General features: G+C 66.4%; 17 protein-coding genes and 1 pseudogene. 10 read left to right on the top strand and 8 right to left on the bottom strand.

Annotated elements, in window-relative coordinates; genetic code table 11:
* Positions 1 to 109: 109 nt before the first annotated feature.
* On the top strand, positions 110 to 1,045 hold the full coding sequence (locus GGD63_RS21895; protein ID WP_183245219.1) for a cyclase family protein: 936 nt from the start codon (positions 110 to 112) through the stop codon (positions 1,043 to 1,045).
* Positions 1,046 to 1,103: 58 nt separating this feature from the next.
* Here the strand turns inward: GGD63_RS21895 and GGD63_RS21890 are convergent.
* Positions 1,104 to 1,318, bottom strand: a pseudogene (locus GGD63_RS21890) (hypothetical protein).
* A 46-nt stretch (positions 1,319 to 1,364) separates the two neighbouring features.
* Here GGD63_RS21890 and ruvX point away from each other — a divergent pair.
* A complete protein-coding gene (gene ruvX / locus GGD63_RS21885; RefSeq protein ID WP_183245218.1) occupies positions 1,365 to 1,844 on the top strand; it encodes a Holliday junction resolvase RuvX in 480 nt (159 codons plus the stop codon).
* A 4-nt stretch (positions 1,845 to 1,848) separates the two neighbouring features.
* Entirely contained in the window at positions 1,849 to 2,772 is a 924-nt protein-coding gene (locus GGD63_RS21880; protein ID WP_183245217.1) for an AEC family transporter, read from the top strand.
* A 129-nt stretch (positions 2,773 to 2,901) separates the two neighbouring features.
* On the opposite strand, the gene GGD63_RS21875 is transcribed toward GGD63_RS21880, so the two are convergent.
* The 3 genes from GGD63_RS21875 to GGD63_RS21865 form a co-directional block, all read right to left on the bottom strand.
* The gene (locus tag GGD63_RS21875) at positions 2,902 to 3,666 is read right to left on the bottom strand and encodes a CPBP family intramembrane glutamic endopeptidase (RefSeq protein ID WP_183245216.1); all 765 of its coding nucleotides are present in this window, start codon (positions 3,664 to 3,666) and stop codon (positions 2,902 to 2,904) included.
* Between the two features lie 113 nt (positions 3,667 to 3,779).
* Positions 3,780 to 5,423: an acyl-CoA dehydrogenase family protein gene (locus GGD63_RS21870; protein WP_183245215.1), complete on the bottom strand. Its 1,644-nt coding sequence runs from the start codon at positions 5,421 to 5,423 to the stop codon at positions 3,780 to 3,782.
* 20 nt (positions 5,424 to 5,443) lie between these two features.
* Positions 5,444 to 6,193 carry a M15 family metallopeptidase gene (locus tag GGD63_RS21865; RefSeq protein ID WP_183245214.1) on the bottom strand — a complete coding sequence of 250 codons (750 nt, stop codon included), beginning with the start codon at positions 6,191 to 6,193 and terminating at the stop codon, positions 5,444 to 5,446.
* Between the two features lie 189 nt (positions 6,194 to 6,382).
* On the opposite strand from GGD63_RS21865, the gene GGD63_RS21860 reads away from it, so the two are divergent.
* From GGD63_RS21860 to GGD63_RS21845, 4 genes are all read left to right on the top strand, one after another.
* Complete coding sequence (locus GGD63_RS21860) at positions 6,383 to 7,330, top strand: aspartate carbamoyltransferase catalytic subunit (protein WP_130366261.1); 948 nt, start codon at positions 6,383 to 6,385, stop codon at positions 7,328 to 7,330.
* A 5-nt stretch (positions 7,331 to 7,335) separates the two neighbouring features.
* Positions 7,336 to 8,637 carry a dihydroorotase gene (locus tag GGD63_RS21855; RefSeq protein WP_183245235.1) on the top strand — a complete coding sequence of 434 codons (1,302 nt, stop codon included), beginning with the start codon at positions 7,336 to 7,338 and terminating at the stop codon, positions 8,635 to 8,637.
* A 47-nt stretch (positions 8,638 to 8,684) separates the two neighbouring features.
* The gene (gene plsY, locus GGD63_RS21850; protein ID WP_183245213.1) at positions 8,685 to 9,281 is read left to right on the top strand and encodes a glycerol-3-phosphate 1-O-acyltransferase PlsY; all 597 of its coding nucleotides are present in this window, start codon (positions 8,685 to 8,687) and stop codon (positions 9,279 to 9,281) included.
* Positions 9,282 to 9,492: 211 nt separating this feature from the next.
* On the top strand, positions 9,493 to 10,698 hold the full coding sequence (locus GGD63_RS21845) for a patatin-like phospholipase family protein (RefSeq protein WP_183245212.1): 1,206 nt from the start codon (positions 9,493 to 9,495) through the stop codon (positions 10,696 to 10,698).
* Here the strand turns inward: GGD63_RS21845 and GGD63_RS21840 are convergent.
* A complete protein-coding gene (locus tag GGD63_RS21840; RefSeq protein ID WP_183245211.1) occupies positions 10,690 to 11,934 on the bottom strand; it encodes an amidase in 1,245 nt (414 codons plus the stop codon). The two genes, GGD63_RS21845 and GGD63_RS21840, sit on opposite strands and share 9 nt — an antisense overlap.
* A gap of 91 nt (positions 11,935 to 12,025) precedes the next feature.
* Here GGD63_RS21840 and dprA point away from each other — a divergent pair, with 91 nt between their 5' ends.
* The gene (gene dprA, locus GGD63_RS21835; protein WP_183245210.1) at positions 12,026 to 13,168 is read left to right on the top strand and encodes a DNA-processing protein DprA; all 1,143 of its coding nucleotides are present in this window, start codon (positions 12,026 to 12,028) and stop codon (positions 13,166 to 13,168) included.
* A 246-nt stretch (positions 13,169 to 13,414) separates the two neighbouring features.
* Here dprA and GGD63_RS21830 read toward each other — a convergent pair whose 3' ends face one another.
* On the bottom strand, positions 13,415 to 13,861 hold the full coding sequence (locus GGD63_RS21830; protein WP_183245209.1) for a helix-turn-helix domain-containing protein: 447 nt from the start codon (positions 13,859 to 13,861) through the stop codon (positions 13,415 to 13,417).
* Positions 13,862 to 13,944: 83 nt separating this feature from the next.
* On the opposite strand from GGD63_RS21830, the gene GGD63_RS21825 reads away from it, so the two are divergent.
* Positions 13,945 to 14,550 (top strand): FMN-dependent NADH-azoreductase, encoded by a 606-nt coding sequence (locus tag GGD63_RS21825; RefSeq protein WP_183245208.1) that lies wholly within the window; start codon positions 13,945 to 13,947, stop codon positions 14,548 to 14,550.
* A gap of 64 nt (positions 14,551 to 14,614) precedes the next feature.
* Here GGD63_RS21825 and GGD63_RS21820 read toward each other — a convergent pair whose 3' ends face one another.
* Together GGD63_RS21820 and GGD63_RS21815 are read right to left on the bottom strand one after the other, a co-directional pair.
* Positions 14,615 to 14,797, bottom strand: a complete 183-nt coding sequence (locus GGD63_RS21820; RefSeq protein ID WP_183245207.1) for a hypothetical protein — start codon at positions 14,795 to 14,797, stop codon at positions 14,615 to 14,617.
* A 175-nt stretch (positions 14,798 to 14,972) separates the two neighbouring features.
* Positions 14,973 to 15,746 carry an SDR family oxidoreductase gene (locus GGD63_RS21815; protein WP_183245206.1) on the bottom strand — a complete coding sequence of 258 codons (774 nt, stop codon included), beginning with the start codon at positions 15,744 to 15,746 and terminating at the stop codon, positions 14,973 to 14,975.
* Positions 15,747 to 15,868: 122 nt separating this feature from the next.
* On the opposite strand from GGD63_RS21815, the gene GGD63_RS21810 reads away from it, so the two are divergent.
* Positions 15,869 to 16,336 (top strand): helix-turn-helix domain-containing protein, encoded by a 468-nt coding sequence (locus GGD63_RS21810; RefSeq protein WP_183245205.1) that lies wholly within the window; start codon positions 15,869 to 15,871, stop codon positions 16,334 to 16,336.
* Positions 16,337 to 16,394: the final 58 nt, after the last annotated feature.

Below are 16,394 nucleotides of genomic sequence, written 5' to 3'. Positions count from 1 at the left end.
GCAGCGCAGCACTTCGAAAAGCTTTGAAGCGCGCGAACGTTCTACGTTAGGATGCGCGACTAGCCAGCGCGAAACCATAAACGAAGCCAAAACATCGGGAGGACTATCGATGCGCAATACGCTCGTGTTGTGCTGTGTCGCCGCGTTGTCGGCGATATCAGGAACTGCAAGCGCACAGGACTGGACCAAATCGAAATGGGGGCCGAACGACGAGATCGGCGCCGCCAACTACATGACGCCCGAGCTCGTGGTGAAGGCGGCATCGCTGGTGAAGACCGGCAAGACCTATGCTCTCGGCATTCCCGTCACGTCGCAGACACCCGCCTATCCGCCGCGCACGTTCAAGATCACGGTGGTGCAGCCGGGGCAAGCCGGCATCCCCGGTCTCGGTCCCAACAAGGCGACCTATAACGACGACATCCTCGACACCTGGGTCGGCATCGGCAGCCAGCTCGATGGGCTCGGCCATCTCGGCGTCGAGCACGTCTACTACAACGGCAACAAGCTCGCCGACTTCGCCGATCCGACCGGGCTGAAGAAGCTCGGCATCGAGAAGGTGCCGCCGATGGTCACGCGCGGCGTGCTGCTCGACATGGCCGCCTATTTCAAGACCGACGTGGTGAAGGAAGGTACCGCCTTCAACGTCAAGGAGATCGAGGAAGCCGCCAAGCAGCAGAACGTCGAGATCCGCCAGGGCGACGTCGTCATCTTCCACACCGGCTGGCTCAGCCTGATCGGCAAGGACGACAAGCGTTACTCGGCCGGCGAGCCCGGCCTCGGCGTCGAAGGCGCAAAGTACCTGACCGGCAAGGGCGTCGTCGCGATCGGCGCCGACACCTGGGCGCTCGAGGTACTGCCGTTCGAGTCCCAGAACGTGTTCGAGGTGCACCAGATCCTGCTCGCGATGAACGGCACCTACATCCTCGAGAACATGGACACCGCCGCGCTCGCCCGGGACAAGGGCTACGAATTCCTGTTCGTGCTCGGACAGCCGCGCTGGACCGGCGGCGTGCAGGCGATGATCAACCCGATCGCGATCCGCTGATCTGATACCGGGCGAGGAGCTACTTGCCTGTCCGGCAGGTCCCTCGCCCGACTCTCCGTCACCGCGGCCTGAGGTGCCAGCGCCGCAGCGCAACGACGGCCCAGATCGCCTCGACGAGGCCGAACGGCCAGGCACCTTGCAGGAAGCCATAGGCCGAACCGAGCGCGCAGGACGCCGCGAACAGCAGCACGAACCAGTGGCTGCGGTCCTCGAGGGCGTAAGTGACCAGCATCGCCGTCACGGCAAACAGCCGAATAGTGTCAGCGCATCCATGTTCCGGGTTCACTCCGCAGCGCAACGCATGATATGCGCTAAGACCATGCCCGCTCTTATCCTGCCCCTCGTCGATGCTGCAACCCACTGGCCCGAACGCGGTGCGCTGGTCGGGCTCGACTTGGGCACCAAGACCATCGGCGTTGCCGTGTCCGATCCGGACCGGCGCTTGGCTACCGGCGTCGAGACAATCCAGCGCAAGCAGTTCAAGCAGGATGCCGCCCGGCTGCTCGCGATTGCGACGGAGCGCAAGGTGGTCGGTTTCGTGCTCGGCCTGCCCATCAACATGGACGGCAGTGAGGGCCCGCGCGCGCAATCGACCCGCGCCTTCGCCCGCAACCTCGCCGGCCTCACCGCCCTCCCGATCGGCCTCTGGGACGAGCGTCTGTCGACCGCGGCCGTCGAGCGTGAGCTGATCGGCATGGACGTCAGCCGCGCCAAGCGCGCCGAGGTGATCGACGAGCACGCCGCGATCTTCATCCTGCAGGGCGCGCTCGACCGCCTCGCCAATCTGCGCACCGGCTGATCCCATGGCCGTCGTGATCGCGGCGCTGCTGCCGGTCTTCATTCTCATCGTGCTCGGCGTCGTACTGAAGCGCAGCCTGATGCGGCTGGACACGCAATGGCACGGGCTGGAGCGGCTGACCTATTTCGTGCTGTTCCCGATGCTGCTGATCCAGACCCTGGTGAAGGCGGACCTTTCAAAAGTGCCGGTTGCCGGCGTCGGCGGCGCGCTCTTGCTCTCGGCGCTCGCGATGTCGCTGCTCTGCCTCGCGCTGCGCCCTGCGCTATCGCGGCTCGACATCGACGGCCGCGCCTTCACGTCGATCTTCCAGGGCGCCACGCGCTGGCAGACTTATGTCGCGCTATCCGTCTCCGCCAACATGTTCGGGGATGTCGGGCTGGCGCTCGCCTCCGTGGCCATGGTCGCGATCATTCCGCTGGTCAACGTCTTCAGCGTCGCCGTGCTGGCGCACTATGCTTCGCCCGAAAAGCAGTCCGCCCGCGCCATCGTCATGACGGTGATCCGCAATCCTCTGATCTGGGCCTGCGCCATCGGGCTCGCCGTCAATCTGATGCACCTGCCGCTGCCAAAAATCTGGCACGAGGTGGCCGACGCTCTGAGCTGGTCTTCGCTAGCGATCGGCCTGCTCGTCACCGGCGCCGGTTTGCAGCTCCAAGGTCTCTTGCGCCCCAGCCTGAGCGCGGGCATCGGCGTAGCATTCAAGCTGGTGCTGATGCCGGCGCTCGCGCTGATGCTGGCCGCCTGGTTTGGCCTCTCCGGCAACAGCCTCGCAATTGTCGCGATCTGCGCGGCGGTGCCGACCTCGCCCAGCGCCTATGTGCTGGCCCGCCAGATGGGCGGCGATGCTCCGCTCTTGGCGCAGATCATCACGCTGCAGACGATTTTGGCCGCGATCACCATGCCGGTCGCAATTGCGCTGGTGGCCTAGCTCGTCATTGCGAGCACACCTCTCTCCCCGTCGTCATTGCGAGGAGCTCTTGCGACGAAGCAATCCAGACTGTTTGCGCGGTGGGATTCTGGACTGCTTCGCTGCGCTCGCAATGACGGAGTATGAGGCCTAGCTCCCCAGCCACATCGTCAGCACCACCGCCGTCATGTTGTTCAGCGCGTGCAATATGATCGTGAGCCAGAGCGAGCCCGCGCGATAACGCATGTAGCCGAACCACAGGCCGATGCTGAAGACCTCGGCGAGGAAGTACATGTCGTATTGCAGGTGCACGACCGTCCACACCAGCGACGACAGGATGATCGCGCCGGGCACGCGCAAAAAGCTCGCCGACCAGCCGCGAAACAGGAATCCGCGCGCCAAAACCTCTTCCGACATCGGCGCGGCCACGCTGAAGGCGACCAGCAGCAGGAGCGCGGCGCCCTTGTCGCGGCCGGTTTTCAGCAGATCGGTCATGAAGCCGGGCGTCGCCTCCCGGCCAAGCGATCGCGACACCACCTCCCAGGCCAGGACGATCAGGACGAGACCGACCGCGCCGAACAGCAGCTGCTTCCAGGACGGCCAATAGAGCGCGAGATAGTCGACGAACGACGCCTTCTTGATGCGGATGGCGAGCCACACCGCCGCAAGTGTCGCCGGCAGACCTGTGATCACCGACAGCGCCAGCGCCTGGGGCTCGTGGCCGATCGACTGCAGCGAGGCCATGTCGAAGGGAACGCCGCGAAGCACGACAAGCAGAACGATGGCGCCGACCTGCCCAACGAACATCGCGACGAAGATGAAGAGGCCCCACAGCGCCGTGCCCCAGAATTTCCAGACGCGTGGCGGCGCAGGCGTCATGACGAGCGGCGGATGATCGGGATTGAGGGAGTCCATCAGGAGGCTTTCGTTGGGTTCAACCCGTCATTCCGGGGCGGTCCGAAGGACCGAACCCGGAAGTTCGAGATTCTCAGGTGCGCAAGGGCGCACCGGAATGACGGAATAAATAGTCACGGCAGCGCCCGCTCCAGCAGCGCGCGAACATCGCCGCTCTCCAGCTCGACCGCCCCATACATGCTAGCATGGGTCGCGGCGAGACGCGTGGCGGCGAAGAGTTCGGCCTGACGAGGCGACACGTTATTGAGCGCAGCAGCCGCGGCCAGAAGCGCCAGCTTCTCGACCGCAAGGCGCGCGACGCGCTCGCCATCGGCGCGGCGAAAGGTCTTGCCGATGAGCGCGGCCGCCTCGGCTGCGCCCGGCAGGCCTTTGGTCTCGGCCGCAAGCGATTGCAGCACCGCGACTGCCGCCTCCGGCTCGCGGGCGAGCGCGCGCAGCACGTCGAGGCACATCACGTTACCGGAGCCCTCCCAGATCGCGTTGACCGGGGATTCCCGGTAATGGCGCGCCAAAATGCCGTCTTCGACATAGCCGTTGCCGCCGAGGCACTCCATCGCCTCATAGAGAAATGCCGGCGCACTCTTGCAGGTCCAGTATTTGATCGCGGGCGTGAGCAGCCGCATATAGGCGGCTTCCGACGCATCGTGCGGGGTCCGGTCGAAAGCGCGGCAAAGCCGCATCACCAGCGCCACGCTCGCCTCCACATGCAGCGCCATGTCCGACAGCACCGCCTGCATCAGCGGCTGATCGGCCAGATGCTTCTGGAACACGCTGCGGTGACGGGCGTGATGCAGCGCATGCGCGAGCCCCGAGCGCATCAGGCCGACGGAGGCGATCGCGCAATCCTGCCGCGTCAGCTGCACCATCTGGATGATGGTGCGGATGCCCTTGCCCTCCTCGCCGACCGCTTGCGCATAGGCACCGGCGAACTCGACCTCGGAGGACGCGTTGGAACGGTTGCCGAGCTTGTCCTTCAGCCGCTGGAACTGGATCGCATTGACCGAGCCATCCGGCGCGAAGCGCGGCATGAAGAAACAGGTCAGCCCGCTATCCGCCTGTGCCAGCACCAGGAACGCATCGCACATCGGCGCCGACATGAACCATTTGTGCCCGGTGATGCGATAGGCATCGCCGTCGCGCACCGCACGCGTCATGTTGGCGCGGACGTCGGTGCCGCCCTGCTTCTCGGTCATGCCCATGCCCAGCGTCATGCCGCGCTTCTCCCACCACGGCGCAAAGCCGGGATCGTAGCTCTTCGTCGACAGCACCGGCATCACGCGCGCGAGCAGATCCGGCTGCATCGCCAGCGCGGCGACGGAAGCGCGCGTCATCGTGATGGGGCAGAGATGGCCGGTCTCGACTTGCGCGGCGATGTGGAATTTTGCCGCGCGGATGACCTCGGCGGCATCGCCCGCAGGTCGTCCGTCCGCCGTCCAGGTCGAATTGTGCACGCCCGCATGGGCGCTGTGCGCCATCAGCTCGTGATAGGCCGGATGAAACTCGACCTGGTCGCGCCGGTTGCCTTTTGCGTCGAAGGTCCGCAGCTTCGGCGTGTTCTCGTTCGCCACGCGCCCGCGTTCGGCCATCGCGGCCGAGCCCCAATGCCTGCCGAACTCCGACAGCTCCCGTTCCGCCGCCGCGCCGCCATTGGCCTTGACCGCCTCGACCAGCGGCCGATCCACCGCGAACAGGTCGACGTCCTCGAAAGGCGGCGACTGGTTGAAGACCTCGTGGGTCGCAAAGCTGGGCTGGGTCATCTTGCGTCCTCGGCGCGGAATCAGTTCCGGCGCGGCTGGATCGGGAAATCATAGGCCGCCCCGCCCGCCCCCGGCAGGGAAAAGTGCCACCACTCCTTCGAATAGTTCACAAAGCCTTGCCTGGCCATCGCAGCCACCAGCCGCCTGCGCCAGGCGCGCTGCTCCGGATTGATCGACGGTGCCGCGGTATGGCCCTTGGCGTCGGTACAGTCGTAGCCGGTGCCCATGTCGACGCTGCCCTCCGGCGCCCGCGCCTCGACCGGCGCCGTGCAGTCGGCATAGGTTTTCGCCGGGTCGTACTTGCCGGAATTGTCAGCCCTGAGATCGACCAGCGTGAGGTCGAGCGCCGCACCGGTGGAATGCTGCGAGCGGCTCGCGATGTAGCCGAGGCGAAACAGCTCGGTCTTCGGGATCTTCGGATTGTAGCGCCGCTCGGCGGCGGTCTCGTGACCGTTCTGCGACCACTTGACCATGTCAAGCGAGGCCCGCGCCGGCCGGTAGCAGTCGAACATTTTCAGCGACAAATTTTGCCCCGCCAGCTCCGCTTGCACCGCCTTCAGCCGCAGCCCCACCTCCCGCTTCACCACGCACTCGCCGGCGCCGTAGCCGGCGAGCGAACGGCCGACGAAATTGTTCGAGGTGGCGTAGCGGATGTCCTGGACAATGGTGGGATCGATGTCGCGCAGATAGACGAAGCCGCCGGGGAGCGATTGGGCTGAAGCGGATGAGATTCCGACGATTGATACAAATGCAACGAGAATTGGTTTCACAATGCCTCCGTGTCCTCAGGCGTCATTCTGGGGCGATGCGAAGCATCGAACCCGGAATCTCGAGATTCCGGATCTGGCGCTTGCGCGCCATCCCGGAATGACTGTGCGAGAGACAGATCAGGGGATAACTCCCGTCCCGCTCTTTGCCCCTTGCCCCACCCCCGGTCCGCGCCTATAGCTCTGCTTTTAATGACATCGAAATCGACCTTCGTCCTCGGCCACCGGCATTTGCTGGGCATCGAGGGCCTTTCCGCGGCCGACATCACCGGCCTCCTCGACCTGTCCGAAGAATATGTCGAGCTCAACCGCCAGGTTGACAAGAAGCGCACCGTCCTGCGTGGACGGACGCAGGTGAACCTCTTCTTCGAGGCCTCCACCCGGACCCAATCCTCCTTCGAGCTCGCCGGAAAACGGCTGGGCGCCGACGTCATGAACATGTCGGTCGCCTCCTCGTCCATGAAAAAGGGCGAGACGCTGATCGACACCGCGATGACGCTCAACGCGATGCACCCGGACATCCTGGTGATGCGCCATCACGCCTCCGGCGCGGTGGAACTCCTCGCCCGCAAGGTTGACGGTTCCGTGATCAATGCGGGCGACGGCGCGCATGAGCATCCGACCCAGGCGCTGCTCGACGCGCTGACCATTCGCCGCAACAAGGGCCGGATCGAGGGGCTGGTGGTCGCGATCTGCGGCGACGTGCTGCATTCGCGCGTCGCCCGCTCCAACATCATCCTGCTCAACACCATGGGCGCCCGCGTCCGCGTCGTCGGCCCCACCACGCTGCTGCCGCCCGGCATCGAGCGGATGGGCGTCGAGGTCGCGCGCGACATGCGCGAGGGTCTCAACGGCGCCGACATCGTCATGATGCTGCGGCTCCAGCGCGAGCGTATGAACGGCTCCTTCGTGCCGTCGACCTCCGAATACTTCAACTATTTCGGGCTCGACCAGAAGAAGCTCGCCTACGCCAAGCCGGACGCGCTCGTGATGCATCCCGGCCCGATGAACCGCGGCGTCGAGATCGACACGGCGGTCGCCGACGGCGCGCAGTCCCTGATCCGCGAACAGGTGGAGATGGGCGTCGCCGTCCGCATGGCGGTGCTGGAAGCGCTCGCCCGTAACCTGCCGAACGCGTGATGCCCATGCTGACCGACCGCCGCCCCATCCTGCTCGCCAACGCCCGCGTCGTCGATCCCGGCAGGGATTTCGATGGCGTCGGCGACGTCCTGATTGCCGACGGCACCATCCGCGAGACCCGCCGCGGCATTGGCGCGGCCGGGGTCCCCGAAGGTACCGACGTCGTCAATTGCGCCGGCAAGATCGTGGCGCCCGGCCTCATCGACATGCGCGCCTTCGTCGGCGAGCCGGGCTACAGCCATCGCGAGACCTTTGCCTCCGCCAGCCAGGCGGCTGCGACCGGCGGCATCACCACCATCATCTGCCAGCCCGACACCCTGCCCGTCGTCGACAATTCGGCGACCGTGGACTTCGTGATGCGGCGCGCCCGCGACACCGCGATCGTCAACATCCAGCCGATGGCGGCTCTGACCAAGGGCATGCGCGGCGAGGAGATGACCGAGTTCGGCCTGCTGAAGGCCGCCGGCGCGGTCGCTTTCAGCGACGGCGACAAAAGCGTCACCAATGCCCAGGTGATGCGCCGGGCCCTGACCTACGCCCGCGATTTCGACGCGCTGATCGTGCACTACACCGAGGACCCGCATCTGGTCGGCGAAGGCGTGATGAACGAGGGCGAGTTCGCAACCCGGCTCGGCCTGATGGGCATCCCCAATGCCGCCGAAGCCGTGATGCTGGAGCGCGACATGCGCCTCGTCGCCCTGACCGGCGGCCGCTATCACGCGGCATCGCTGTCCTGCATCGATTCCCTCGACGTGCTGAAACGCGCCCGCGATGCCGGGCTTGCCGTCAGTGCCTCGGTCTCGATCAACCACCTCGCGCTGAACGAGAACGACATCGGCCCTTACCGGACCTTCCTGAAACTGTCGCCGCCGCTGCGCACCGAGGACGACCGCCGCGCGCTGGTTGCCGCCGTCGCCTCCGGCCTCCTCGACGTCATCATGTCCGATCACAATCCGCAGGACGTCGAGGTCAAGCGCCTGCCGTTCGCGGAAGCGGCCAGCGGCGCCGTCGGGCTCGAGACCATGCTGCCCGCCGGCCTGCGGCTGGTGCACAATGGCGAGCTGGAGCTGAAGACGCTGATCCGGGCGATGTCGACCCGGCCGGCCGAGCTGCTCGGCCTGCCGGGCGGAACCCTGCGCGCGGGTGCGCCTGCGGACGTCATCGTGATCGATCCCGATACGCCCTGGGTGGTCGATCCCGCCGACCTCAAATCGCCCTGCAAGAACACCCCGTTCGACGAGGCCCGCTTTACAGGCCGCGTGATGCGCACCATTGTCGGCGGACGGACGGTCTACGAACATGTCTGACGGGCAAATTCATGCGTGGCGTCTCGGTTCGACATGGAGATGCGGCGATGGGGCTTGAAGCCTTCCTGCCGGTGGCGTTCGTCATCGGCTACCTGCTCGGCTCGATTCCGTTCGGGCTGGTCCTGACAAAACTCGCCGGCACGCAGGATCTGCGCTCGATCGGCTCCGGCAATATCGGCGCCACCAATGTGCTGCGCACCGGGCGCAAGGGTCTTGCCGCGGCCACCCTGCTGCTCGATGCGCTCAAGGGCACCGCCGCGGTGGTGATCGCCGGCTACATCGCCGGCCCCAACGCCGCGATGGTGGCCGGGCTCGGCGCTTTCCTCGGGCACCTCTTCCCGGTCTGGCTGAAGTTCAAGGGCGGCAAGGGCGTCGCGGTCTATATCGGCATCTTGGTCGGCCTGTTCTGGCCGGGCGCGGTGGTGTTCTGCCTGTTGTGGCTCGCGACCGCCTTCACCACCCGCTACTCCTCGCTCTCGGCGCTGGTGGCGGCGTTCATCACGCCGCTGTTCCTGTGGTGGTTCGGCCACCCCGCGCTGGCCTCGCTGTTCGCGGTGCTGACGCTGCTGCTGTTCTACATGCATCGCGAGAACATCAAGCGGCTGCAATCAGGAAAAGAAGGCCGGATCGGCGAGAAGGCCTAGAGCGTTTTCGAGCGAAGTGGATACCGGTTCGCGTCAAGAAAACGCGTCAAACAAAATCCAAGGCTGGAAAAAGTACGGATACCGCCGCACCTCCTCCGCATTATCTGCCAAATCCTGTTCGCAACTTTGCTGCGACTCACGGCAGGCTGTGGCGGACGGGTTCCATGCCTGTCATCCTGACGTGGAAGATGGCGTTACGCGGTTGCTCAGAATGAGCGAGAAGATTGTCGGCGCGCAGATTGACGGTGGTTCGCAAGGTGCAGCACGCACTGCGGCAAGCCGGCTGCTGTTTGCAACGGACATCTGGGCCGGTGCGCCCGCTCCGGCTCCTGAGCCTGCCTCCGTTCCACCGCCGCCTCCCGCTCCGGTCGCGCCGACGCCGTGCCCTGTCGAGGTGATCGCCGTCGCCGCCCGCATTGCGCCTACCCCGGCTCCCTCGAGACAATGGCCACCGCAAAAACTCTCGCTGGCCCTCCAGGGCGGCGGCACCTTCGCCGCCTTCACCTGGGGCGTGCTGGAGCGTCTGCTGGAAGAGCCTGATATCGCGATCGACACCATCAGCGGCGCCAGCGCCGGCGCGATCAATGCACTCCTGCTCGCTGGCGGCCTCGCCGAGGGCGGCCGTGAAGCCGCCCGCAGCCGGCTGAACCGGTTCTGGGTCCGCCTCATGCACGAGGCCTCGTTCCGCTCGCTGATGCTTGTCGGCGGTTTCTCGCCGGCGGGAAGCTCGGTCGCATTCGGGCCGACGCTGCGCTCCGGCCAGTTCGATCCGTTCGATCTCGATCCGCTGCGGCAGGCGCTGTCGCGCGACATCAATTTCGCGGCGCTGCGCGCGGCGAAGTCGCCAAAACTCCTGATCGCGGCGACGCGGATCCGCGACGGACAGCAACAGATCTTCCGCAACGATGCCATCACTGCCGACGTCGCGCTGGCCTCGACCTGCCCGCCGCTCGTGCACTGCGCCGTCGAGATCGACGGCGAGGCCTATTGGGACGGCGGCTTCGGCGGCAATCCGCCGCTGGTGAGGCTGGTGCAGGAAACGGCAGTGACGGACGTGCTGCTGGTCCAGCTCACCCCGTCGCGCGACAGCTACGTGCCGATCACCCTCGCCGCCATCGACCGCCGGCTCGACCAGATCGCCGCCAACGCCGCGCTCAACGCCGAGGTCGCGGCGATCGCATGGGCACAGGCGCAGACGGCACCTTCGCTGCGTCTCTCCAGGATCGCGGCGGAAGACTCCGTTGACGGGCTTGCGCAGCGTTCATCGACCGATCTCGGCCGCGGCTTCATCCGGCTTCTGCACCGGAGCGGCCGCGAAGCCGCCGAGCGCTGGCTCAATCAAGGCACAGTCGCCGGCGCAACTCCACCTGCCTCCGGCCAAAGCACCGCCGCCGCCAGCGAACCCGCGCTAGCCTGACTTCGCCAGCGCGTCCTCCAGGAACCATGCCGTCGCCAGCGCATGCGCGTCATTGCCGAAGCGCGCGATCACCTGCACGCCGATCGGCAGGCCATTGGCCTTCAGCACGGGAACGTTGACGCAAGGATTGCCCATCAGCGTCCACAGCCGGTTGTAGCGGGGATCACCGGTGGTCGCGAGCGCCTTGGCCGGTGCCGTGCCCGGCGCCGAATAGGTCAGAAGCACGTCGACGCCCTCGAACACTTCGCCGAGCTCGCGGCGACCGCGCCGGCCGATCCGGCGCGCCTCGTCATACTCCTTCGGCGTCAGCCCGACCGACGCATCGAGGCTCTCGCGCAGCATCGGCGCGATCTCGTCGTGACGCTCGGAGAACTCCCAGGCGAGTGCACGATGGGCCTCGAACTCCTGGATGATGGGGTGGATGCGCCAGGCCTCGCGCACCGTCTCGGGCAGATCGATGGCCTGCACGCTGGCGCCGGCCTTCTCCGCCGCCTTGATCGCGGCCTGCAAGCCCTCTTCGGCGGCCGGCTCGACGGCGCCGGCGAACTCCTGCCTGATAACGCCGATGCGCGGCGCCTTCGCCGGAACGATGCCGGAGAATTCGCTGCGGCCGGTCATCGCCAAAAGTCCGCGCGCGAGATCCTCGGCGCGGGCGCCGAACAGGCCGACCGTGTCGAGCGCCCACGAATAGCACTTCACGCCGACCGTTGGCAGCATCCGGAACGACGGCTTGATCGCGGCCGTCCCGCAATAGGCCGCGGGCCGGATCACCGAGCCGCCGGTCTGGGTGCCCAGCGCCAGCGGGATCATGCCGGCCCCGACGGCCGCCGCCGAACCCGAGGACGAGCCGCCCGGCGAGTGGCCGAGATTGTGCGGATTGAGCGTCGGGGTCGGATCGCGCGAGGCGAACGCGGTCGTGGTGGTCTTGCCGATAATGGTGGCCCCCGCCCGCTTCAGCATCATGACGACAGGCGCATCGGCGCGCGGCTGCCAGCCGCGATAGATCTCCGAGCCCATCTCGGTCGGCATATTGGCGGTGTCGATGATGTCCTTGATCCCGACCGCGATGCCCCGCAGCGGGCCCGAGCCTTGTGCCTTCGCGGCCTTGTCGTGCCGGACGAAGGCGCGGACGTCATTCTCCCTGGCCTCGATCGCCGCATGCGACTGGGCGATGGCGGCCTCGGGCGAAAGCTCGCCCGCTTCAATGCGGCGCTGGAGGTCGGCAAGTGAGATCATGGCAAAACCCTTCTTATTGCCATCGCTTTTAGCATCGCGAAGGGCCCACGCAAGCGCACGGGACTGTTGCGCAACGCCCTCAGGTTGTTCCATGCTGTCCCTGCAAGGAGACGCCGTGGACGCCATCAATCCGAGCGTGGAGCTGACCGAGGCTGAGCGGATCGACCGCCTGCGGCTGATCCGCTCCGACAATGTCGGGCCGCGCACCTTCCGGTCGCTGGTCGATCATTTCGGCACGGCGCGCGCCGCGCTGGAGCGGCTGCCGGATCTCGCCCGCCGCGGCGGTGCGCAGCGATCGGGGCGCATCTGCAGCGCGGATGAAGCGAAGGCCGAGCTCGCCGCGAGCCGCAAGTCCGGCATCGCCTGGCTCGCGCCCGGCGAGGACGGCTATCCGGCACGGCTGGCAACACTCGATGATGCGCCGCCGCTGCTCGCCGTGCGCGGCGACACCAAAACCCTGATGCGGCCGATGATCGCGATCGTCGGCTCGCGCAACGCCTCCGGCGCCGGACTGAAATTTGCCGGCCAGCTCGCGCGAGAGCTCGGCGAAGCCGGTTTCGTCATCATCTCTGGGCTGGCGCGCGGCGTCGACCAGGCTGCGCATCGCACCAGCGTCGAGACCGGCACGATCGCTGTGCTCGCCGGCGGCCATGACTGCATCTATCCGCCCGAGCATGGCGACCTGCTCGCCGCGATCCTCGACCACCAAGGCGCGGCGATCTCCGAGATGCCGCTCGGCCACGAGCCGCGAGCCCGCGACTTTCCCCGCCGCAACCGGCTGATCTCCGGCGCCGCGCTCGGCGTCGTCGTGGTCGAGGCGGCGCACCGCTCGGGCTCGCTGATCACCGCGCGCATGGCGGCCGAACAGGGCCGCGAGGTGTTCGCGGTCCCCGGCTCGCCGCTCGATCCGCGCGCCGCCGGCACCAACGATCTCATCAAGCAGGGCGCAACGCTGGTCACCGAAGCTGCCGACATCATCAACGCGGTTGAGCCGATCATGGAGCGGCCGCTGATGCACCCCGCCGGCGAGCCCGACAGCGAGCCGTTCGAGAACGATCCGCAAAGCCACGACCGCGATCAGATCACCGGCCTGCTCGGCCCCGCCCCAATCTCGATCGACGACCTCGTGCGGATGTCCGGCGCCTCGCCCGCGATCGTGCGCACCGTGCTGCTGGAGCTCGAGCTCGCCGGCCGGCTCGAACGCCACGGCGGCGGGCTGGTGTCGCTGCTTTAGAGGGCTGGTTCGTACTCTTACCCTCCCCTGGAGGGGGAGGGTCGATCGCGCGCAGCGCGAGCGGGGTGGGGTGATCTCTCCACGCGGGCACTGTTGGATGTGGACAGACCGTCACCCCACCCCGTCTCACATGTCGCTGCGCTCAATGTGAGCCGACCCTCCCCCTCCAGGGGAGGGTGAAACGCGGCTGCCCCTCGGTAGGAGGTGACGGCCGGCTCACATCGGCCAACCGAGATTGATTCCACTTTAACCGTCGTTGCGCTGGTCGAACTTCGTGCGTGCGGCCTCGATCTGATCGAGGTGGTCCTTGGCCCATTTGCCGAGCGCCTCGACGGGGCGCGACAGGCCGTGGCCGAGATCGGTCAGCTCATAGTCCACGCGCGGCGGAATGGTCGGGAAGATCGTGCGCGTGACGAGGCCGTCGCGCTCGAGGCCGCGCAGCGTCAGGGTCAGCATCCGCTGCGAGATGCCGTTGATCAAGCGTTTCAGCTCGTTGAAGCGCTTCGGCCCGTCGCTCAGCATCATGATGACGAGCACGCTCCATTTGTCGCCGACGCGGGACAGCACGGAGGCAACCCCGCGGCAGTCCGCATGGTTCGGATCCGGCCTTTGCTCCGGACCTGGACCCAGCCTCTGATCCACCCTTGGCGGGGTGGGCAAATCGGTGTGTGCCGGTTTCAAATATGTGTCCATGGCTCAAAAAAGTGCGTTCTTGCGGGGATTTCGACAGTCACTCATGTAGTTCGGGTTACAAATCTATACCAGGGTGACCCCAAATGAAACTCCTCCATATCGACTCCAGCGTCCTCGGCCCCCACTCCGTCAGCCGGCAGGTCTCCGCCGCCATAGTCGACCGCCTCAAGCAGGCAACGCCCTCGCTCGAGCTGGTCTATCGCGACCTGAGCCAGACCCCGCTCGCCCACCTCTCCGGCTCGCATCTGGCTGCCGCGCAGGGCGCGCCGGCGCCGGCTGAACTCGGCCCCGACCTCGCCGCGAGCGCGGCCGCGCTGGACGAGTTCCTGGCCGCCGACGTCGTCGTGATCGGCGCCCCCATGTACAACTTCACCATTCCCAGCCAGCTCAAGGCATGGATCGACCGGATCGTCGTGGCGGGCAAGACGTTCAGCTACGGGGCGAATGGGCCGCAGGGTCTTGCCGGCGGCAAGCGCGTGATCCTGGCCATCTCACGCGGCGGCTATTACGGCGCAGGCTCGCCGGCCGCGGCGCTCGAGCATCTCGAGACCTACTTGCGCGGCGTGTTCGGCTTCATCGGGATCAATCCCGAATTCATCGTCGCCGATGGCATCCAGGTCGGACCGGAGCACCGCGAAAAGGCGATTGCAGGCGCACTCCAGGCCGCGACCAATTTACGCGCTGCGTAGAACTCGCCCCGAACATACCAGCCGCTGCCGGAGTCCGGCGGCGGCTGACGAGGCAGCGACGTCGCTAAGACCAGATGCCCTGCATGCCCAGGATGACGGCCACAAGCGAAACGAACAGGCCGATGCCGGCGAAAAGAGCCACCCCGATGAACTCGGAGGTGTCGGAGCGCTTGGCGGGAATTGCGGAACGTTCGGTGAAAATACGCGGTGCTGAAATCGACGAAAAAATGCGAGCTGCCTTCGGCATCACTGGCTCCCATGAAATCGAGTCTTGTGACCCTGCCCGTACGAATGTCTTGGCAGCGCAAGCAAAGGTTCAACACCTCACGCAAAGGTTTAGAAAATAGGTTTCACAACGCGAGGGAACCGGCCGACGCAACCGGCGTCGGAGCGCCGACCGATTCAATTTTCGCCTTACTTGATCAGCCGCGATAGATCGGCGCGCCGCTCGGCGATGCCACCGCGCCGCCGTCGACGAAGATCTCCTGGCCCTGCACATGCGCGGCATCATCGGAAGCAAGGAACAGCACCGTCTTCGCAACGTGATCCGTTTCGCCGAGGCGGCCGAGAGGCGTCATCAGCCCGATCCGCTTCTCGAACACCTTCTCGGCTTCGGGCGTCGCGGTCGCAGGCCCCCAGATCGGCGTGCGGATCGCACCGGGCGCAACGACATTGACGCGAATACCGCGCGGCGACAGCTCCGAGGCCATGATCCGCGCCATCGCCCGCACGCCGGCCTTCGCCGCGCCGTAAGCCGAGTAGCCGGGAATGCCGAGCACCGAGATCACCGAGCCGTTGAGGATGATCGAGGCATTGTCGTTGAGATAAGGTAATGCCGACTGCACGGTGAAGAACACGCCGGTCAGGTTGGTGCTGATGACCTTCTCGAACACCTCTGGTGTCGCCGAGCCCAGCGGCGTGCCGCCGGCGATGCCGGCGTTGGCGAACACGATATCGAACTTGCCGAATTTTTCCGCGCCCTGCTTGATCGCGGCTTCCGTCGCCGCGATGTCCGTCGCATCGGCAGGCAAGGCGAGCGCGTTCGGCCCGAGCTCCTTGGCGGCCGCCGCCAGCGTCTCCTTGTTGCGCCCGGTGATCACCACCCTGGCGCCCTCGGCCACGAACAGTTTTGCCGTCGCAAGCCCGATGCCGCTGTTGCCGCCGGTGATCAGGGCCGTCTTGTTCTTCAGTCTCACGCTCGCCTCCAGTAGTTGCATGATGAAACTAGGTTGCGATCTAGGCCATTTGGTTTTATGATGCAACCACACAAGCGCGTGATCGGCGCGGACGCCGTGCGAACGCGACAGGGCAGACGACGATGGTGAAACGAACGAGCTTCGAGGGCGATTCCTGCCCGATTGCGCGGTCGCTGGACGCGCTCGGCGACTGGTGGTCGCTGCTGATCATCCGCGAGGCGCTGTTCGGCCTGCGCCGCTTCGGCGAGTTTCAGAGCAAGCTCGGCATGGCCAAGAACATCCTGGCGGCGCGACTGCGCTCACTGGTCGACCACGGCATTCTGGCCACAGCCCCCGCCTCCGACGGCAGCGCCTATCAGGAGTACGCGCTGACGCCGAAGGGCCGCGGCACCTTCCCGATCCTGGTCGCGCTGCGGCAATGGAGCGAGGAATTCGACGATCGTCCCGAAGAGATCGCAACGATCCTCGTCGATCGCGAAAAGGGCCGCCCGGTGAAGAAGCTCGAAATGCACGCCGAGGACGGCCGCCTGCTCAGCCCGGCGGATACCACGCTGAAGCCGCGGCCGGCGCGACCGCGGCGGTCGGCGTGATAACGGCGAACTGCCGCCACACGTCATTGCGAGCGCAGCGAAGCAATCCAGACTACCT

Origin of the sequence: Bradyrhizobium sp. cir1 (assembly GCF_014198245.1) — a bacterium.
GTDB lineage: Bacteria > Pseudomonadota > Alphaproteobacteria > Rhizobiales > Xanthobacteraceae > Bradyrhizobium.
This window is presented reverse-complemented; position numbering and strand designations above follow the sequence as displayed.